Origin of the sequence: Sediminibacterium roseum, assembly GCF_009939005.1 — a bacterium.
GTDB lineage: Bacteria > Bacteroidota > Bacteroidia > Chitinophagales > Chitinophagaceae > Sediminibacterium > Sediminibacterium roseum.
In genome coordinates this window covers 561,033-580,602 of the sequence record NZ_JAACJS010000015.1, presented here as the reverse complement: position 1 = coordinate 580,602, position 19,570 = coordinate 561,033, and the positions used below count along the sequence as shown (strand labels likewise).

The window sequence follows — 19,570 nt, the reverse complement described above, 5'->3', positions numbered from 1 at the left end:
TCCAGCTTTTAAACATCAAGCAACAAGCACATGATATTGAATGAAGGCGGCAGTGTGAGGGATCTTTTTACAGAACAGGTTAATGCAGACCTGGTGATTGTAGGAGGAGGTGTGAGCGGCGTTTGCTGCGCCATAACAGCGGCAAGAGAAGGACTCAGCGTGGCGCTTGTACAAGACAGGCCCGTACTCGGCGGCAATGCATCAAGCGAAGTAAGGTTGTGGATCCTCGGCGCCACATCGCACATGGGAAACAACAACCGCTGGTCAAGAGAAGGTGGCGTGATCGATGAGTTGCTGGTAGAAAATACCTACCGCAACCCCGAAGGAAACCCATTGATCTTCGACGCGATCCTGCTCGAAAAAACAGTAGAAGAAAAGAACATACGCCTGTTTCTCAACACCGCGGTTTTTGAGGCGGGCATGAACGGGAACAACATCTCTTCTGCAAGGGCATTCTGCAGCCAGAACCAGACTGAATACCATTTCAGCGCTCCTTATTTCTGTGATGCATCGGGCGATGGCGTACTGGCTTTTTTGTCGGGCGCAGCCTTCAGAATGGGCGCAGAATCGAAAGAAGAATTCGGAGAAAAATTTGCACCGGCAAAAGAGTACGGCGAACTGCTCGGGCACAGCATGTATTTCTATTCCAAAGACACGGGCCGCCCCGTAAAATATACGGCGCCCTCGTTTGCACTTTCGGATATCAAATCGATCCCGCGTTACAAAACATTCAGCCTCCACGACCAGGGCTGCAAACTCTGGTGGATCGAATACGGCGGACGGCTCGATACCGTGAAAGACACGGAACGCATCAAATGGGAACTCTGGAAAGTGGTGTATGGCGTATGGGACTATATCAAGAACTCAGGCAATTTTCCCGAAGCGGCCAATTATACTTTGGAGTGGGTGGGAACGATTCCCGGTAAACGGGAGAGCCGGAGATTTATCGGCGATTACATGCTGGTACAACAGGATATCGTTGAACAGCGCTTTCACGAAGACGCGGTTTCTTATGGCGGTTGGTCGATAGACCTTCATCCTGCAGACGGCGTGTTCAGCGAGTTGCCGGGTTGCAACCAATGGCACAGCAAAGGCATTTACACCATCCCATACAGAACCCTGTACAGTAAAAATATTGCCAACCTTTTTCTCGCGGGAAGGATCATCAGCGCATCACACGTTGCGTTCGGATCTTCCCGTGTAATGGCAACATCTGCATACAGCGCGCAGGCAGTGGCCCTGGCAGCTGTGATCGCGAAGAAGAACAACATAAACCCGAGGGAAGTCAACGGCCATATCATAGAATTGCAACAGCAGTTGCTCAGGACGGGACAATTTATCCCGGGCATCGAAAACAACGATGCAGAAGATATTGCGAAGCAGGCCGTGCTCTCCGCTTCGAGCGAGTATGCGTTGATGGGGTTTTCACAAAATGGAAGTTTGTACGCCATCGACGAAACAGGGATCGCACAGCTTGTTCCTGTGACGCCCGGAAAATTACCCGCTATGCATTTTGATGCAAACGCCGCAACAGCATCCGGGCTTACTGTTCAGCTGGTGTCTTCGAGCCGCGCAGGAAATTTTACGCCTGACCAGGTACTCGAGGAAAAAATTATTAAACTCAACAGCGGCAGGAATACGGTTTCTGTTGAATGGGATACGGAGATCGCAACAAACGATTACGTCTTTATCCTGTTGAGAAAACAAAACGGTGTATCCGTTGCTGTTTCAGACCAGCGGCTTTCGGGGGTATTGTCTGTTTTCCAGGCAGCGAACAAAGCCGTTTCAAATACGGGTGTTCAAATACCGCCCGATAACATCGGCATCGATTCTTTTGAAATGTGGACACCGAAACGCAGGCCCAACGGGCAGAACCTCGCGATCGGTTTTACCAGGTCTTTATACACCTACCACGCAGACAATGTGATAAAAGGGGCCGCACGTCCTTATCTTGCACCCAATGCATGGGCCGCATCGTTAGCAGACAAAACGCCGGAACTGAGGATGAAATGGGAGAAGCCGGTAACAATAAGATCGGTGCAGCTGGGTTTCGATACAGACTTTGACCACCCGATGGAATCGGTGCTGATGGGCCACCCGGATGATGTAATGCCATTCTGCATAAGAAATTATACGATCAGCGATGGCAAAGGAAAACTGCTGAAAAAAGTTACGGGCAACTACCAGACCAGGAACACGATAACGCTGGAGGAGCCGGTGGAAACAGATGAACTGGTGATCGCATGCGAGCATCCATCGGAAAACATTCCTGCAGCCATTTTTGAGATCAGATGTTATTAAGCCGTTATGAGTAAACTTGATTTTGGTGTGATGAGCGTGTTTGCGATCCTGATGGTGATCATCGGGTTGATCTTTACTGTGCAAAGCAGCAAGAGTTCAAAATCATTTTTTGAAGCAGGCGGACAAACTCCGTGGTGGATCAATGGCCTTTCACTTTTTATTTCCTACTTCTCTGCCGCAACATTTGTTGTATGGGGATCGATCGCTTACCGGTACGGGCTGGTGGCCAATGCCATCCAGTTTACCATGTGCGTAAGTGGATTTGTGACCGCGATATGGATCGCCGCGCGCTGGAAAAAAACAGGCGCAGCAACGGCCGCAGAATACCTCGGTGAACGTTTCGGAAAATCAACCAAGCAATATTACAGCTACATGGTGCTGATCTACAGCCTGGCAAGCACCGCCGCAATATTGTATGCCGTTGGAAAGATCGTTTACGTTGCAACGCCATTGTCGCTCGAAATGTGCATTACGCTGATCGGCATCACGATCATCATCTATACGGCGGGCGGGGGATTGTGGGGTGTGCTTGCCACGGATGTGGTACAATTTGTTATTCTTTCAGCGGCAGTGATCATCATCATTCCCCTTGCACTCAACCAGGTAGGAGGGATGTCTGCGTTTGTAAAGAAAGTACCCGACCATTTCTTTGATCCTGTAAACAACGAATACAACATCGGTTTCATGCTCGCTTTCTTTGTGTACCAGGTTGTATACATTGCCGGCAACTGGAGTTATGTGCAGCGTTATACTTCGGTATCTTCTACACGCAATGCAAAAAAAGTAGCCTACCTGTTTAGTTTTCTTTACCTCGTTGCGCCTTTTATCTGGATGTTGCCACCCATGATCTACCGCGTAATGAACCCTTCGCTGCAGGGTATGGAAGCAGAAGGCGCGTATATGCGGTTGTGCCAGGAGATCCTGCCCGCAGGTTTGATCGGCCTTGTTCTTTCAGGTATGATCGCTGCAACGGCCAGTAAGGCAAATACAACCATCAACACCGCGGCGATCATTTTTGCGCATGATATTTACAAAGATGTTTTCTTTAAAAAAGCAACGGAGAAAACACAGATCCTTGTGGCAAGGATCTTCACGGTATTGTTTGGCGCAGGAACCATTTACCTTGCCATACTCGTTCCCAAAGCAGGTGGAATCGTAAACGTTGTGCTCAGCACCGCGGCGATCGCGGGCGGTAGCCTGTTCGGCCCGGTGATCTATTCCCTGTTCTCAAAACGGCAAACCGCTTTTTCATTGTTGTTTGTTTCCATTGTATCGCTGGCAGTGAGTTTGTTTTTCAAAACGCTGGGGCCTTCCGTCTTGGGCCTGTCGTTGTCACGCACGCAGGAAACCGTACTGGGCGTGGGTTTCCCGTTCCTTCTTTTGTTTTTGTTTGAAATCTACGGTTACTATACAGCAAAGAATATTCCCTACCTGCAACGCGGCACCGGAACAACGGGTGCAGTGGCAAATGCAGAAGCGGCCAGGCAAAATATTTTCGGCGTGAAAGTGATCGCATGGAGCACGGTTTTTGTCGGGTTCGGTATCACCATACTTGGATGGATCGCGGAGAATGGCAGGGTTGCAATGGGTGTTGGTATCATCATTGTATTGGCGGCGCTTTCCATCATCCGCAAGCAACGCGTTGCATCGCGCCGGCTACCTGCAGGGTTGTAAAGAAGTGAATGGATCATCATGATAAACACGAACGCAAAAAGAATTTTCCCCCGGTCTTTTTTGCGCAGTCTTACCGGGCTGCTGTTGCTCCATACCTTTGTTTGTACCGCCCAATCGCAACCAAACTACCCGGGCTATCTCCGCGCCGATCAGTCGGTCTCCTTCAAATGGCGTTACGGGTACAGCGAGTTCCCTTTTCCGCAGGAATCACCAACGGCCCAGGAAGACGCGCTGCGTGGTAAATTTGGTTGGTACGACGGCGCGTTGTGGTCCGCCGCCTATAAAACATGGAACGATTCAACCGTTCATGGTGTCCAGCTTTTGTTCCGCGGCGGCTCGCCTTATGCACGTGAAATAAAATGTACCAGCGAACTGATACCCTATACCTCGGCGGGAACACCGGTCTCGTTCCTCCTTCCTTTTAATTATACCATAGGTTCCGAAGAAGACATTGCATTTTCTTTCCGCGTAAAAGGAAACGGTGAAGAGGCGATCGTATGCAAACTTCGTCCGCAGGCGATCAATACATTTACAGCGGGCATGTTCAAAGTGAGTTTCATCACGATGAAAGTAACCACACCGCCCGGTACAAAGCCGCTGCTGAATGTTTCAGGAATGATGCACATCCGCGTCTATCCGCAATTACTCAATTATGGCGACAGAACAGAATTCACCTTCAGTTCTGTAACGCACCATATGGACGTTGAATCCTCATTGGTGCTCGGATCGCTTTACCGGAACATGAGCGCAGTTGATCCCTACGCGGCCATGAATGCCGTTCGCCTTTCGCCCGATTCCATTGCCGCGGCGCTGCAAAGACACGATGCCGCACTGGCGCGCTGGCGGCAGGCAACAGCAAAGGTGTCTGCAGACCTGATGCAGAAAGGAAGGATTGAAATAGACTGCAACGGACCAACCACAAAAAGAGACAAAGGAGAACTGCGTGTAATGGCTTACTCCGGTAACCCCGTAAAAGATTTTCAATACGGAACACCAACACCGCAAACAAAAGAAATGGCGCAGGCATTAACAGCCGCCCTGGGGAAACGGTTCTCGTTGTTCCGCTACCAGCACCATTATCTACCATGGAAGATGGAGAACCCATCGGCGCTCGATTCATCTCAATTGATATACCTCAGGCAATGGCTCGAGGTGGCGAAAGCTTCTGCCGACACGGTAGTGCTCGATCTTCAATTGTCGCCGATCGTAAAATTATACAAACAGTATACGGAGATGGGGCGCATCGCGTTACCTGCCAACGGCATACCGGGCGCCGAATGGAAAAAGATCACGCAGGGATATCTCACCACCTTGCAGTATGCAAAAAAGATTTGTCCTTCGCTGCGCATCATTCAAATGCCTTATGAACTGGACAACATCACGAACGGTTCGGTACATTCCGATGCGCATTACCAGTTTTACAAAGCGTTGTACGAAGCGGTTGCCATTTTCAACAGGCAACAACCTGCAGACGGGCAGGTGAAAATTGCAGGACTTGGCAGCAACAACCCAAACAGCCGCTGGGGTTTTATCGATGGGTTCCTGCAGCGGTACAGTGCGGATACTTCCAAAAACAAACGACTGGATTACATCACCTGGCACACCTATCTTTTCCCCGGCAACTATCCATCCATGATCAAAGGCGTTGGCGATAGTTTACAGAATATGCTGAAGAAGTACGGCCTTGATCCCCGTCTGCCTGTATTGGTAGATGAAATGGGATTGGCGGAACCCTCTACCATCGAGGATCTCAGCGATCTGCAGGGTGCGATGAAAAAAGAAGCGGCGATGGCCGCTTACACCACGGCGCTGCATTCTTATTACGAAGCGGAGAACGCAAACATAACGCCCATCAGCGGCGCGGGCTGGCATTTTGCACTGCTCACCTATGGAAAGCAGAATGTTTTGTCAACGTATGCAAAGGGTATGCTGCTGCGAAGCAGGTTGGGGGATGTAAAAATTCCGGTAGTGGCAACACCGGTAGACGGGCAGGGTTATGGTTTGCACGCTGTTGCAACAAAAGAAAAAAACAAGATCAGCATTCTTGTGTACTGTGCATCGCCCTCCATTTTTTTTGAGAACGCGGCGGAACTTGGCTATGCAGGCATTTCAGTTTTGTTAAAGGATCTTCCGGATCATTTCAAAAACACTAAATTGAAGATCACGGAATCGTACAGTTCACCCGGTGATGCGGAAACCAGGAAAATACTGGCACAGGACAAGTACCAGACACTGCCGCTAACCCGTGGGGCCGACCGCTACGAAAAGAATTTTACGGCGGAAGAAGTGAAGATACTGAACAAGCTTGCCGTGCAAAGCAAAACGATTGTGTCTGGCACGAACGAACTTAACCTCTCCGTAAGCATCGACGCGTATGGAATGCGTTTGATAGAAATAGAACCTGTAACATCAAATCAAGAATGAGATCTATTGTGGCAAATACCGGGTGTTGTTTTTTGAGAAAGGCAATCGTGTTAGCGGCCTGTTGCCTGTTTGCGTTTTATTCAAATGCGCAGACAGCTATCCAGAACGCATATTATTCCGTTGTTGTTGCGGAAGGGTTCACCCAATCGCCCGCTTTTATTGTAACACACAAGGCCAGTAAACTTCAAAGACGCATTGTACCGCAACTGAAACTTGTTTTCACGCAGGAGCAGCCCGAGCTAACCGGTGCGGCAATGGATGGCCAGCCGGGTGTTGTGGCATGGAGAACGAAAACCATGACCACGCAGGATATTAATTTGCTCGGCAGCACAGACCATGTGGCACAATCTTATGTGATAAAGAACAACATGCTTGCCTTCGCATACAAAGATGCCGCCGCCGCACAGGTATCGCTTACCGTAAAATTCTTGCCTGGCCAGCAGGCCCCTGTTTTCGAGGTTGGCCTGGAAGCACATAAAAAAGGGGAGTACGCATTGGGCTTTACCGGGATGCCACAGGTGGATTCTGCGGATGTTGATTTTGTATACCAGCCGCTCACCTGGAGCTGGAAACGTTTCCCGGGTAAATTCGCTTTAACCGAAGAGGCCTATGCCAACACCGCTGCTGTTTTTACAAACCACCATGGTTACACGGAGGGACTGGCGGTTTCATTGGCTGATATTCCGTACCGCTATGCGCTCGCGGCACAATGGAACAATGCGGGCAAAGCGAACAACCCGTTCTGGTCGGTTTTCCCGGCAGATGGGCCTAAAGCAAACAGTTTGTTCGGCATGGCCATCCGGAACCCGGCGGGCAAGGCACAACCGGTTATTTATTCTCCCCTGCCGGGAACAGGTAAGGCAAGGTTGAACAAAGGAGACAAGCGCAGCATCGGGTTGGTGTATGTGTTGTACCCGGGCAACTGGGAGAAAGGAACGGATTTTCTTTTGTCGTCTGTTTTCAATTACAGGTCCGAAAGGCAAAACGCAAAAGCATCCCTGAACCAGACACTCGATAACATGCTTGACCTTGCCATGAACGATGTATATGGAGGATGGAACAAAGAGCTGAAAGCCTCCAATTACCAGTTCGATGTGCCGGGCACCGTAAAGAACGTATCTGCGTTGCACCCGCTCAGCCTATACCTGTTTACAGGAAACGAAGACATTTTGAAACGGCGCGCAATACCCATGATCGAGTATGTGATGAGCCGCGAGAAATTTTTATTCTCAACAAGCGATTCGGCGGGCCAGGCGCAGCAACCTTCTCATTTTCTCAAAGGGCCGTGTGTAGACATCGGCGAACTCGTGGCGCTCGATGAGCTTACAAAAAGGTACACGCCCGCATTTTCATCCGAAGCGTTGCGATTGTTTGGTAAAAGCAGGCAATTGAACATGAACACACAAACAGGTGGCGGCAGCTGGCAGGATTACCTTGCGCGTTATCGCCTCACGCACCATCCCGATGACCTGAAAAGATCGATGGAAGGTGCGGATGAATACCTCAAACAGGTTTTCTACAAATACTCACAAACATTTTTCGATTCGCCGGGATTAAGAGACCGCGGCGCGGGTTTTACAACAGATTACGGACTGCGCATCTATGACCTTTTTGAACTGTTCATGGAAACAAAAAAAGAGGTTTACCTGCAGGCCGCTATCACGGGCGCAAAACAGTTGCTGCTCTGGACAAGATCCAATCCCGCACCGCCCGCGGGCAATATCACCGTGAACAAAGGCGGGGAAGTAAAAGGTATTTTTCCCGGAAGAAGGGTGAGTGCGTTGGAAGGCGCTGCATTTTTACCGATGGATGAAACAACAAAAGTTGCGCAGGCAGAAATACCTGCATGGCAAACCTCGCTCAACGGCCTTGTGCCCGAAGCGCCCAATACATACGCCTTCGGGCCCGTGATGCTGGCTCACCATGCAGCATGGTTGCTGCGGCTTGCACATTATTCAAATGATACCCTGCTGAGGAATGCGGCGTACAATGCAGTGATCGGCCGCTACGCCAATTTCCCCGGTTATTATTTTACCTCGTTGCATACCGAAGTGTACCAGCGTGAAGATTATGCAAGACATCCGTTTTACGATATAAAATACAACGCAATATTTTACAACCACATCTGGCCGCATCTTGCACTGCTTGCAGACTTTATCGTTTCGGATTTTTATTACCGGTCCAAAGGCAGGATCAATTTCCCCGGCACTTTCGCACCCGGTTATGCGTTCCTGACGAGCCAGGTATACGGGTCAAAAAAAGGAACCGTGATGGGAAATGAGAACGTGCAGGTCTGGATGCCATCCCATGCTTTGAGATCCGACAAGGTTGCGTTCAATTATTTAATGGGCCGTAACGAAAAAGATCTTTTTATCTCCTTTGCCAATACGGCGCCCAAAACGGTTACGCAAAACATCCGGTTCAACAAAGAGGTGATCCCATACCAGGAAGGAAAAACCTACCGGATCATTGTTTACGACCACGAAGGAAAAACGAAAGAAGGATCGATGAAAGATGGGAAACTGGTTGTAACACTTCCTGCCAATGGCATCGGCTGCATCCAGGTAAAAGGGATCGGATGGAAACAGGACGATGTTATGGCTGGTCAGGTGAAACTGGAAAACAGGTTTGTGCGCTACCATGCGAATGAAGACACGCTTGCAACGGCAACTGCAATGATCATACAGCCAACTGAAAAAACTGCGGTGTTTTATATTTATTCGAACCAGACAGAAAAGGAATGGAAACAATGCACGCTCCGGTACAGGCTAAACGATTCGCCCGATTGGACAACGGTTACAGATAGCGCTTACCCTTTTGAGTTTGATGTAATGCTTCCAAGAACAAACGATGTGATCTCGTTTGAAGTGACCGCTGTAAAAACCGATGGCAGCACGGTAAAGTATCCATCAAAGAAAATGAACCATTGATATGAAGAAGCAGGTATGGATAAAGATGATGTTGCTGCTGGCGGTGTTAACGCAGTTGCCATCCTGTTCCGTTTCTAAAAGCGCGATCGGACAAAAACTACGGAACGGGTTCACTGTATTGGGGTATGGCGATTCGATAACAGAAGGCAGCGCTGAATTTTCTTCCTATTTGTTCCCATTGGATTCGATGTTGAAAGCCGCTGGTTTTAAACCAACGTTCATCGGCCCGCGCAGGTCGCAGCGCGGAGGAATTGCCATTGATCATTTTGGATATGGTGGAAGAAACGCAGAGTACCTCGCAGCACGCGTAGATAGTGTATATGGTTTGTATCCTGCGGATCTTGTATTGCTCCATGCGGGGCATAACCATTTTGTGGAAGAGGCGCCTGTGAAGGGAATTGTGAATGCGCAGCGAAACATCATTCAAACCATAAGAAAGAAAAACCCGGCATCGGTAATAATTGTTGCCGCTGTTATTACCAGTGGAAAACTACCGAAATATGAGTACATTCCTGATCTGAATATTGCGATCAAAGCGATGGTTGATTCGTTGAATGACAACCATGTGGTATTTGTTGATCAATCGGCGAACTGGGATTGGATGCAATACACGATCAGCGACAAAGTGCATCCCAACCGTGCAGGCGCAAACAGGATCGCTGCAAATTGGTTTGATGCGATCGTTAAAATCTCCCGGGAAAAATTATGAAAAAGAAATTGATAAGCATGCAATTGATGCGCTTTGTTGCGGTCTGCTTTTTTACAGCCGCCGTTTATACAGCAGGGGCCCAGGCAGATTCGCTGGCGCCTGCGAAAGAGCTGTCGGCGAGGAACGGCCTGCCCAATTTTTTTGCAAAGATCAAAAACAACAAAACACTTCGCGTCGCTTTTCTTGGCGGAAGTATTACGCGTGCGGGCAATGGTTACCGCGACCAGGTAATGACATGGTTCAGGGAGCAGTACCCTTCCGCCAAGTTTGAGGAGATCATGGCGGCGGTAAGTGGAACAGGATCTGATTTCGGCGCCAGCCGTGTTAAACAGCACGTCATCGATCATAAACCCGATCTTGTATTTGTTGAGTTTGCGGTGAACGATAACCGCTGGCGCATGCAACTGGTGCGCGAGACGATGGAGGGCATCGTAAGACAGATCCGCAAAGCAAACAACAAAACGGATATCTGTTTCATCTACACATTTGCCAATGAAAACCTTCCGCAGTTGCAGAAAGGTTTGTTTCCCGCATCGGTAACTGCGATGGAGGTGATCGCTGATCATTACCAGATACCAGGCATTCACATGGGCCTCGCAGTGATCGATGAGATCAACAAGGGGAAATTGGTGATGATGGGTAAGAAAGAAGATGCAAATGGTGTTCCCCTGTTCTCTGTTGACGGTGTGCATCCGCTGCCGGAAACAGGGCACAGGATCTATACGCAGGTACTTGCCAGGAACCTTCCGCTGTTGAAAGCGGGCAGTGTGGCCGTGACAAATATTTTTCCGGATGCACTGGAAGCAAACGACTGGAGCAAAGCGGGCATGGCCCGTTTGTCGATAAAAAAGAATTTCAAAGGAGAATGGAACGTAACCGATTCTGTAACGAAGGGAAAAGAATATTACCCGTTGCTGCCGCAGGTATTCTCTACGGCATCGCCCGACGCTGAGGTAACGGTGAAGTTCAAAGGAACGCGTTTTGGATTGGCGGACATCATGGGGCCGTCAACAGCCGCGATAGAGATCACGATCGATGGGCAGGCGCCACGCGTCATCAACCGGTTTGATGCATTCTGTACGTATTACAGGCTCAACTATTTTATCATTTCAGGACTGCCGGAAGGAAAGCATGTGGCCACCATTCGGTTGGCAAAAACAACGCTTGACAAGGAGGCTATATTGAAAACAAGAAATGTAACAATAAAGGATCCGCACATGTACGAAGGTAAAAACATGTATGTGGGCGCTATTTTATACTGATCAAACAGGAAAGAATATGAAACACCTCAAACACAATGCAGGAAAGTTTTTTTTAATGGTGATGGTTGCCATTGCAGTAACATCCTCAACGCTTACTGCGCAAACCTACAAAGCAGACTGGGCCTCGCTCGATGCAAGGCCGATACCGCAATGGTTCAAGGATGCGAAGTTTGGGATCTTTATCCACTGGGGCGTTTATTCTGTTCCTGCCTGGGCCCCTGTTGGAAAAGAATATGCGGTGTATTCGAAATATTCAGAGTGGTACTGGAACAGGATGGTTACCGACAGCTCTAAGGTGGGCAAGGCTTTCAGGGCCTATCACAACAAAACCTACGGGCCTAATTTTATGTACCAGGATTTTGCGCCGCAGTTCAAGGCAGAGCTCTTCAACCCTGAACAGTGGGCCGATGTTTTTAAAAATGCGGGCGCACAATATGTCGTACTTACCTCGAAGCACCACGATGGCTTTGCGCTTTGGCCAAGCGCACAGTCGTGGAACTGGAACGCAGCCGATGTGGGCCCGCACAGGGATCTCGCGGGCGATCTTACCAAAGCGGTAAAAGCAAAAGGGCTGCACATGGGTTTCTACTATTCGTTGTACGAATGGTTCAATCCATTGTATAAAAGCGATGTGGGCAAATACGTAAGCGAGCACATGATCCCGCAGTTGAAAGATCTTGTTACACGTTACCAGCCAGACATCATCTGGCCCGATGGCGAATGGGAGCACCCGAGCGATACATGGCAGAGCCAGCAGTTCCTTTCGTGGTTGTACAATGAGAGCCCTGTAAAGAATACGGTTGTGGTGAACGATCGCTGGGGAAAAGAAACAAGGAGCAAACACGGCGGTTACTATACAACAGAATACGATATTGTTCACAACGAAGATGCAACCAATAAAAAGTTTGAGCATGCATGGGAAGAATGCCGCGGCATCGGCGGATCGTTTGGATACAACCGGAACGAGAACCTGGAAGATTACAATTCTTCAGACGCGTTGATCCAGATGCTCATACAGAAAGTATCGCGCGGGGGAAACCTGTTGCTCGATATCGGGCCCGCTGCCGATGGAACGATCCCGGTGATCATGCAGCAACGCCTGGCAGACATCGGCGCATGGCTCAAAATCAACGGGGAAGCCATCTTTGGCACCACTGCGGGTCAGCCATCACCTGCAAATGCAAACATTGCTTACACGCAGAAGGGCAAGGATCTCTATGCATTCGTTACTGCGCAACACGATAAACCGATCAGCATCGACCTCGCTCATGCGCCGGCAAAAATTTCAGTGTTGGGATCAAGCCTGGATCTGAAAACAAGTTACAAAAACGGGAAGCTGGTGATTGATGGACTGAAGCTATATCCCAACTTGCCATCGGGCGGATATGCATGGGTGGTTAAGCTGGAAGGGGCGCTATAACGTTTTTTTTTTGCCACAGATGACACGGAATTTTCACAGAGGTTCATCTGTGGATGAGGAGCCTGTATGGTTTATGTAAAGACCAGGGTCATTTGTGGCACTTCTTTATCGGCTCGGCCGTCTTGCGAACTCGTTCGCGATGATTTCGTCGAGGTTGTTTACGGGCCGCTCTATATCAAATGGTATCGGTTGATGGTGGAAGGTCTGGAAGTATTGCAGTATCCCGTCTTTCCACAAGATCGCATTGGTGAGCTGGCTGCGCAGTTTTCTTTGTACGGATCTGAAGCGCGTACTGTCTACATACGATTCCACTTTGTCCCATGTCTTTTGAAAACCACGGACCTGCTGCACACCCTTGTCGTATTTGTAACACATTTCCTGCCACAGTGTGCGCCCGCTCTTCATTTTAAAATCCCATGATACATGATGGAACCAGAGCAACAGGTTTTCAGGGCATGTGTTCGGGTTGTTGAATAAAGAAGCAAGCGGCTCATGGTATTGCGATACTGCGTTTGTTCCCTTCGTTGTGCGGTCGAAGCCAACGCCATTGGGTTCAGCTTTGTGGTAATAAGGTGGGGTCCAGTCGGAGCGCATGCGTGCAGGCGCCCACCATGCACCGGGGCCGTAATGGTCGTTTGCCGAAAACTGGTGGTGCAGTCCGAGTGGCATCATGTAGTTCACACAGGCTTCGCGGCTGTCCATCATCATCTGTTTTACCGGTGCCAGGAACCCAGTGTTCCATGCAGTGGTGTTTGTTTCAGGAGAGAAAGTAAGCCTGATCCACTCATCCGCGATCTGTTCGCTTTTCAGGCGGTTGTTCCATGCCAGGCGGCCGAATGCGTACCAGTTGGCCTGTGCAAAATCGTGCCCGCACCAGTTGGTATCCAAACCAATATTGGCCACACCGGCGATCGCGGAAATTTTTTGCGGGTAAACGCTGCCATCTGTAACGCGTGCAACTGTGCTGCCTTTGCCGGCCTGGTAGGTATCGCTTTGCAGCAGTTCTTCCCACATCGTAGACAAATAAACAAGGTGGATCGATTGGCCCAGGTATTCCTGTGTGATCTGGAACTCGGGCATAACAGGTGTTTGCTTCATGGCGCCAAACAAAGGGCTGAAGGGTTCTCTTGGTTGAAAATCGACCGGGCCGTTCTTTACCTGTATGATCACATTGTCGCGGAACTTTCCATCGAGCGGCATGAACTCGTTGTAGGCCTGTTTCGCCCGGTCCTTTTCATTTGGCTGGTAAACAAATGCGCGCCACATGATGATGCCGCCAAACGGTTTTACCGCATCGGCCAAAAGGTTGGCTCCATCTGCGTGCGAGCGGCCATAATCCTGCGGACCGGGTTGCCCCTCGCTGTTGGCCTTTACAACAAAACCGCCGAGGTCGGGTATCACCGTATAAATTTCTTTCATCTTCGCTTTCCACCAGTTGATCACCGAGTCGGCCAGGGGATCGGTTGTGCTGATCTTGCCAATGGTTTTGGGCGCGGCCCAGTTGATGGAGAGATAAGTCTTTACGCCATACGGACGCAACACACCTGCGATTGCTTTTACCCTTTCGAGGTAGTCTTTTGTAAGCACGAGCGGGTTTGCATTTACATTGTTGATCACCGTGCCGTTGATGCCGATGGATGCATTGGCGCGCGCATATTCTTTCCAGATCAAACGGTCTTTGTCGCTCACGGCAAGCGAGTTGTCCCTGTGCCAGAAGATCGAAGGGCCGCCAAACCCGTGCTCGATCGTGCCGTTGAGGTTGTCCCAATGGTTCAGGATCCTTGCTTTATACGATGGATTGATGCGTTCGTCTGTGATGGACTGCCCGGTTTGCTGCCTGCGCAGCAGCTCATACACACCGTACAGAATGCCGTTGTGTGTTGTGGCGCGGATAGATGCAGCGGAGATCCTGAAACCATCCGGTTTGATGGCATCGTCGTTTACGATGCTCAATGTTACGGATGCGTTTGCTTTGCCGTGCCATCCATCTTTCAGCTCCTGAACGGCAATGGAAAGGGTGGGGGATGTTTCTGCGCAGACCACCGATACCGGCACCGAGGTCTTATTGCGGAGCCAGAGTTCATGGCCACCCTGGGCGTTCGATCCGGCCATAAAAAAACAGGAAACGAGGAGGAGGAAAAGCGCTCTCATAGGGCAGGCTGTTGTTTCGCTAAATCTAGGCTTTTTTAAAATGCAATCGGTTACATTCGGTGAGAAATCTGCCTGGGTCGGCGGATCTTGCCTTGTAAAAAGCGTTTTGCGGCACCATTAAAATGTACCTGGAACAAGGATAGGCAGCGGCCTGCGGATGAACCATTTTACATCTGCAAAACAGACTTCGCCCTTTTTGCTTTCATCTGTTTGATCTTTTCCACTGCATTTGTATTACCGGGATCGATCTGCAGCGATTTTTCGTAGTTGAGGATCGCCTTGTCAAAATCGCTGATGTTCATGTAGCCTTCGCCAAGGCTGTCGTATACATTGCCCACTTTTGGATATTCTTCCACATTCAGCAGGAAGATTTTGATGGCCTCATTCGGAAACCTTTGCAGCAGTTCGTAGCCGATGGTGTTCAGGTCATTGTCGGAAGTGAACATATCTGCGAACTTTTTTTGCTTGTACGATTTGTACAATGCGATCACCGCATCGGTGCGCGGCGTTGATGTATCGCTCACGGGTTGTTTGAACAATGCTTTCTCAAGCGTATCGAGCAATGCTGCTTTCTTGATGTCTACCAGCTCCATGTCAAAATACAAGGTCGCGTTGGGTGGAATGGCCGGCAACGACCCGCCTGCATCAAACCCGCGCCTGCCATAGCCCAGCGACGGCGGTACGATGAAGACGCCCCTGTCGCCAACATGCATCAGCATCAGTGCCTCCACCGTTCCCTTGATGAGCCCGTCTGTTGGCACCGCAAAACCGAGCGGTGAATTGTTTTTGCGCGAGTCGTCTATTTTAGAACCGTCTGCCAGCGTGAGGGTATAGTGCCACACCGCTACTTCGCCGGGTTTGATCATGCGGCCCGATCCTTTTTTGGTGAGGTAATATTTTAAACCGGAGGCGGTGGTAATGGTATCGTGTTTCTGTGCGGTTGCGATGGAGCATGCACAACAGGCAATAACCAGCGTGAGTATCGTTCTTTTCATTTCGTGTGTTTGCTTGTATCGTACTAAAGGTAACGATAATCAAAATGTGGTTTGTGGATCGGCGGGATACGGCGGAGCATATTTCAAAATATGTAATATGTATAGCGCGCACAAGCCGGGGCCCTCATTTTCTGTTTTTTGCGGTTTATGATGGTCATTTTACAGGTATGTTGAAAAAATAGTTCGTCAAAAAAACACCAATAAACATAACATTGCCTTAATATTGACCTTTCGCCGGGACATTTAAGGCAACTGCCGAATTCTGCGGAAAAAAAGGTTCGGGTATGCAATGTTTTGCAAGATTGTCCTGTCTATAGGCGATCGGCCAAATTTGTTTCAGCCGGAGCATCCAAATATCCTGATCCAATAAATAAAGAGAAGCTTTGCCGTGTGAAGGTGGTGGTGTTTAGAATCGCTTCCATTTTCTCCATTCTTTCCTGGGGCGTAGAGCCCGGTCGAGGAGCACGCAATTGTTTCGCTACAAAGCTGGGTACAACAACAACTACTATAGATTTAAAAAACAAAACGTAAAAGGTTATGAGAAAATGGAAACTTTTTAGCGTGTTCATGTTTGCTATGCTGAGCATGATCACAACCAACCTGGTGGCGCAAGGCGTTCCCATCAGCGGTACCGTTGTTTCTGAAGCAGGGGCCCCGGTATCAGGCGCCACGGTTTCGGTTCGCGGTACCACACGAAGTACGGTTACCAACGAAGCCGGAAAATTCACCATCAATGCCGATGCAAATGCCACGCTGGAGATCAGCCACGTTAGCTTTACCACGCAATCGGTGAAAGCTTCTGCCGGTATGGTGGTACGCCTCGTAGCGGGCGATGCCACGCAGCTGGGCGATGTGGTGGTAACTGCGATGGGTATTAAAAAAGAACGCAAGGCGCTTGGCTACTCGGTTACCGAGATCAATGCACAGGAGCTGATGCGGAACAAGAACACCAACGTGGTTAACTCACTCGCGGGTAAGGTTCCCGGCGTGAACATCACACAGTTCAGTGGCTCTGCGGGTGCGGGTGCATCGATCACCATCCGTGGTGGTACTTCCACTTCAGAAGGAAGGCAAAACCAACCCCTGTTCATTGTGGATGGTGTTATCTATGACAACTCAACAAGCGTAACCGGTAACTCCGGTACCGATGGACAAACACGAAGCAATACCACTTTCTCAAACCGTGTTATGGATATCAACCCCGAAGACATCGAGAGCCTTTCTGTATTGAAAGGTGCCGCTGCTTCTGCCTTGTACGGTTCACGCGCCGCAGATGGCGTGGTGATCATCACTACAAAAAAAGGAGCGGACGGCGCTGCAAAAGTTACTTCTTCAAACAAAGTGAGCGCTTCATGGGCAAACAAACTGCCTGAAGTACAAACCCAGTTTGGAAACGGCAGCTACTCAAGCAATGGTATATTGAACAACACAAGTTCTTACAACAGCTGGGGAAACAAACTGACCGCTGCCGACAAAGTGTACGACAACATCGGATCTTTCTTTAAAACAGGTATGATCTATGATAACAACGTAAACGTATCGGGCGGTTCAAAGAACGGATCATTCTTTGTATCGGGTTCCAATTTCAAACAGACCGGTATCGTTCCTAATACGAGCTACGACAAAACAACGTTCCGTTTCAACGGCGAACAGAAATACGGCGCCTTAACGATCAACGCAAACGTTGCGTATTCTGTTGCCAACATCAACAGGACCCTTACCACGGCCGGTTTGTACGGAAGCGGTGTAGGAAGTATGCAGTCGCTCTACCTGTTCCCGCAGGTGTTCGACATCAGCGATTACCAGAATGCGGATGGTACACAAAAGAGGATCTATGCAGCAGCCATCCCCAACATCGAGAACGATATTGACAATCCTTACTGGATCATCAACAAAGACAAACTTACTTCACAAACAAAACGCCTTACAGGGGTACTGGCCGGTAACTATAAAGTGGCAAGCTGGTGGGATATCACAGCGCGCCTGGGGTATGACCAGTATTTCACAAACGACTATACCTACATCGCGCCGGGTTCTGCCGTGGCGCCATTGTACCAGAACGGCCGTTTGAGCAAGAACCAGGTGAACTACACGTTCATCAACACAACTGTAATGAGTAATTTCCACAAAACCTTTGGTGATTTTGAAGCGCACATCATGCTTGGAACCACAACAGAGAACGCGTTGACCTTAAGGCAAACGCAGTGGGGATACAACTTCATCACAGCGGGTACCATCAGCTTCGCCAACATGGCGAACACCAATAAGTTCTTTACAGAGAACACATCCAGAAAACGTTTGGTGGGTGTATTCAGTGAAGCGGGTGTTTCTTATAAGAACATTGCTTACCTGACGCTTACAGGACGTAACGACTGGTCTTCTACCTTGCCACAGGAAAACTGGTCGTATTTCTATCCATCGCTCAGCGGTTCATTTGTGTTCACAGAATTGTTGCCTAGAAACAGGGTGCTTTCGTTTGGTAAGATCCGTGCGAGTGTTGCAAGGGTTGGTAAAGACACAGATCCTTACGTAACGAATACATACGTGAATCCACCGATCAGCATCGGTTCTTATACCGGCATCGGTAACCAGTACTATGCGGGTAACGGAACATTGATCCCTGAGATCCAGAATTCATGGGAGATCGGTGCCGAACTCAGGTTCCTGAACGGACGCCTCGGTCTCGATTATACTTACTACCATAGCGAAACAATGAACCAGATCGCTCAACCGCGTCTGGCCCAGTCAGGCGGATTTATCTTCAGTGCCCTTAACTCAGGTTCTGTTTACAACTCAGGAATGGAGGTTGCGATCACCGGCAAACCGGTTGTATCAAGGAACTTCTCATGGGAAGCGACGATCAACTTCTCTTACAACAAAGGAAGGCTCGGATCTTTCCTCCCTGGTATCGCTTACTTCTACCCAACAGATGCGCAGTTTGGAACGGTTAAAGCCGCTTCTATCCCGAATGGCTACTTCCTGGGTATGACAGGCCAGCCTTACCTGCGTGAACTGGATTCAAAAGGTGTTGAAGTTGCCGACGGGCGTTACCAGGTAGACCCTGCAACCGGTTTGTATAAAGTAAATGCAAACAACCCTGTTGTTGGTAACCGTGAGCCGGACTTTATCGGTGGTTTCAACAATACGTTCCATTACAAAAAACTCACATTGTCATTCCTGCTTGACATCCGCAAGGGTGGAGCGGTATTCAATGGTACAGAGTATGCAATGGTAGTGAACGGTCTTGCCAAACGCACCACTGCAAACGACCGCCAGTCTGTTACTGTAACCGGCGTAAACAGCGTAACAGGTGCTGATTATACGGCAACCTATAACGCGGGACAAACGTATACCATCGGTACACAAACATTATCGGGTAATTACCTGATCCAGCAATACTGGGCAAACTATGCAGCCAATTCCTACAACTTCCTTACCAATGTAAATTGGTTGAAACTGCGTTCTTTGTCGCTGAGCTACGACTTTACAGATCATCTGAAAAGCAAGAAGATCTTCAAAGGAATTTCAGTAACGGCGGTGGGAACCAACTTATGGACATTGACGAATTATAAAGGCATGGATCCTGAAGTAAGTGCTGCGGGAGGAACAGGAGGTTCTGGTTCACAGGGTATCGATTACCTGGGTGTTCCGGCAACAGCGAGCTTTACTTTCGGTGTAAATATTACCTTATAACCAATGAAAAA

10 protein-coding genes are annotated in these 19,570 nt (G+C 49.3%); 8 read left to right on the top strand and 2 right to left on the bottom strand.

Annotated features, from left to right (window positions below; all coding sequences use genetic code 11):
- Positions 1 to 30 precede the first annotated feature (30 nt).
- From GWC95_RS13635 to GWC95_RS13605, 7 genes are read left to right on the top strand one after another with little or no spacing between them, the layout of a single operon-like run.
- Positions 31 to 2,301: an FAD-dependent oxidoreductase gene (locus GWC95_RS13635; protein ID WP_161819276.1), complete on the top strand. Its 2,271-nt coding sequence runs from the start codon at positions 31 to 33 to the stop codon at positions 2,299 to 2,301.
- Positions 2,302 to 2,307: 6 nt separating this feature from the next.
- Positions 2,308 to 3,975 carry a sodium:solute symporter family transporter gene (locus tag GWC95_RS13630; RefSeq protein WP_161819275.1) on the top strand — a complete coding sequence of 556 codons (1,668 nt, stop codon included), beginning with the start codon at positions 2,308 to 2,310 and terminating at the stop codon, positions 3,973 to 3,975.
- Positions 3,976 to 3,993: 18 nt separating this feature from the next.
- Positions 3,994 to 6,399, top strand: coding sequence for a hypothetical protein (locus tag GWC95_RS13625; RefSeq protein WP_161819274.1), 2,406 nt, complete (start codon positions 3,994 to 3,996; stop codon positions 6,397 to 6,399).
- 32 nt (positions 6,400 to 6,431) lie between these two features.
- Positions 6,432 to 9,329, top strand: a complete 2,898-nt coding sequence (locus GWC95_RS13620; RefSeq protein WP_161819273.1) for a hypothetical protein — start codon at positions 6,432 to 6,434, stop codon at positions 9,327 to 9,329.
- Between the two features lies 1 nt (position 9,330).
- Positions 9,331 to 10,038, top strand: a complete 708-nt coding sequence (locus GWC95_RS13615) for a GDSL-type esterase/lipase family protein (RefSeq protein WP_161819272.1) — start codon at positions 9,331 to 9,333, stop codon at positions 10,036 to 10,038.
- Positions 10,035 to 11,300: an SGNH/GDSL hydrolase family protein gene (locus GWC95_RS13610; RefSeq protein WP_161819271.1), complete on the top strand. Its 1,266-nt coding sequence runs from the start codon at positions 10,035 to 10,037 to the stop codon at positions 11,298 to 11,300. Before GWC95_RS13615 ends, GWC95_RS13610 begins: the two co-directional genes overlap by 4 nt.
- A gap of 16 nt (positions 11,301 to 11,316) precedes the next feature.
- Entirely contained in the window at positions 11,317 to 12,720 is a 1,404-nt protein-coding gene (locus GWC95_RS13605; RefSeq protein ID WP_237722158.1) for an alpha-L-fucosidase, read from the top strand.
- 105 nt (positions 12,721 to 12,825) lie between these two features.
- Here GWC95_RS13605 and GWC95_RS13600 read toward each other — a convergent pair whose 3' ends face one another.
- A complete protein-coding gene (locus GWC95_RS13600; protein WP_161819270.1) occupies positions 12,826 to 14,871 on the bottom strand; it encodes an alpha-glucuronidase in 2,046 nt (681 codons plus the stop codon).
- Positions 14,872 to 15,038: 167 nt separating this feature from the next.
- Positions 15,039 to 15,866 carry an FKBP-type peptidyl-prolyl cis-trans isomerase gene (locus GWC95_RS13595; protein ID WP_161819269.1) on the bottom strand — a complete coding sequence of 276 codons (828 nt, stop codon included), beginning with the start codon at positions 15,864 to 15,866 and terminating at the stop codon, positions 15,039 to 15,041.
- 537 nt (positions 15,867 to 16,403) lie between these two features.
- Between GWC95_RS13595 and GWC95_RS13590 the strand changes: the two genes are divergently transcribed.
- Positions 16,404 to 19,559, top strand: a complete 3,156-nt coding sequence (locus GWC95_RS13590) for a SusC/RagA family TonB-linked outer membrane protein (RefSeq protein WP_161819268.1) — start codon at positions 16,404 to 16,406, stop codon at positions 19,557 to 19,559.
- The last annotated feature ends 11 nt before the right edge of the window (positions 19,560 to 19,570 follow it).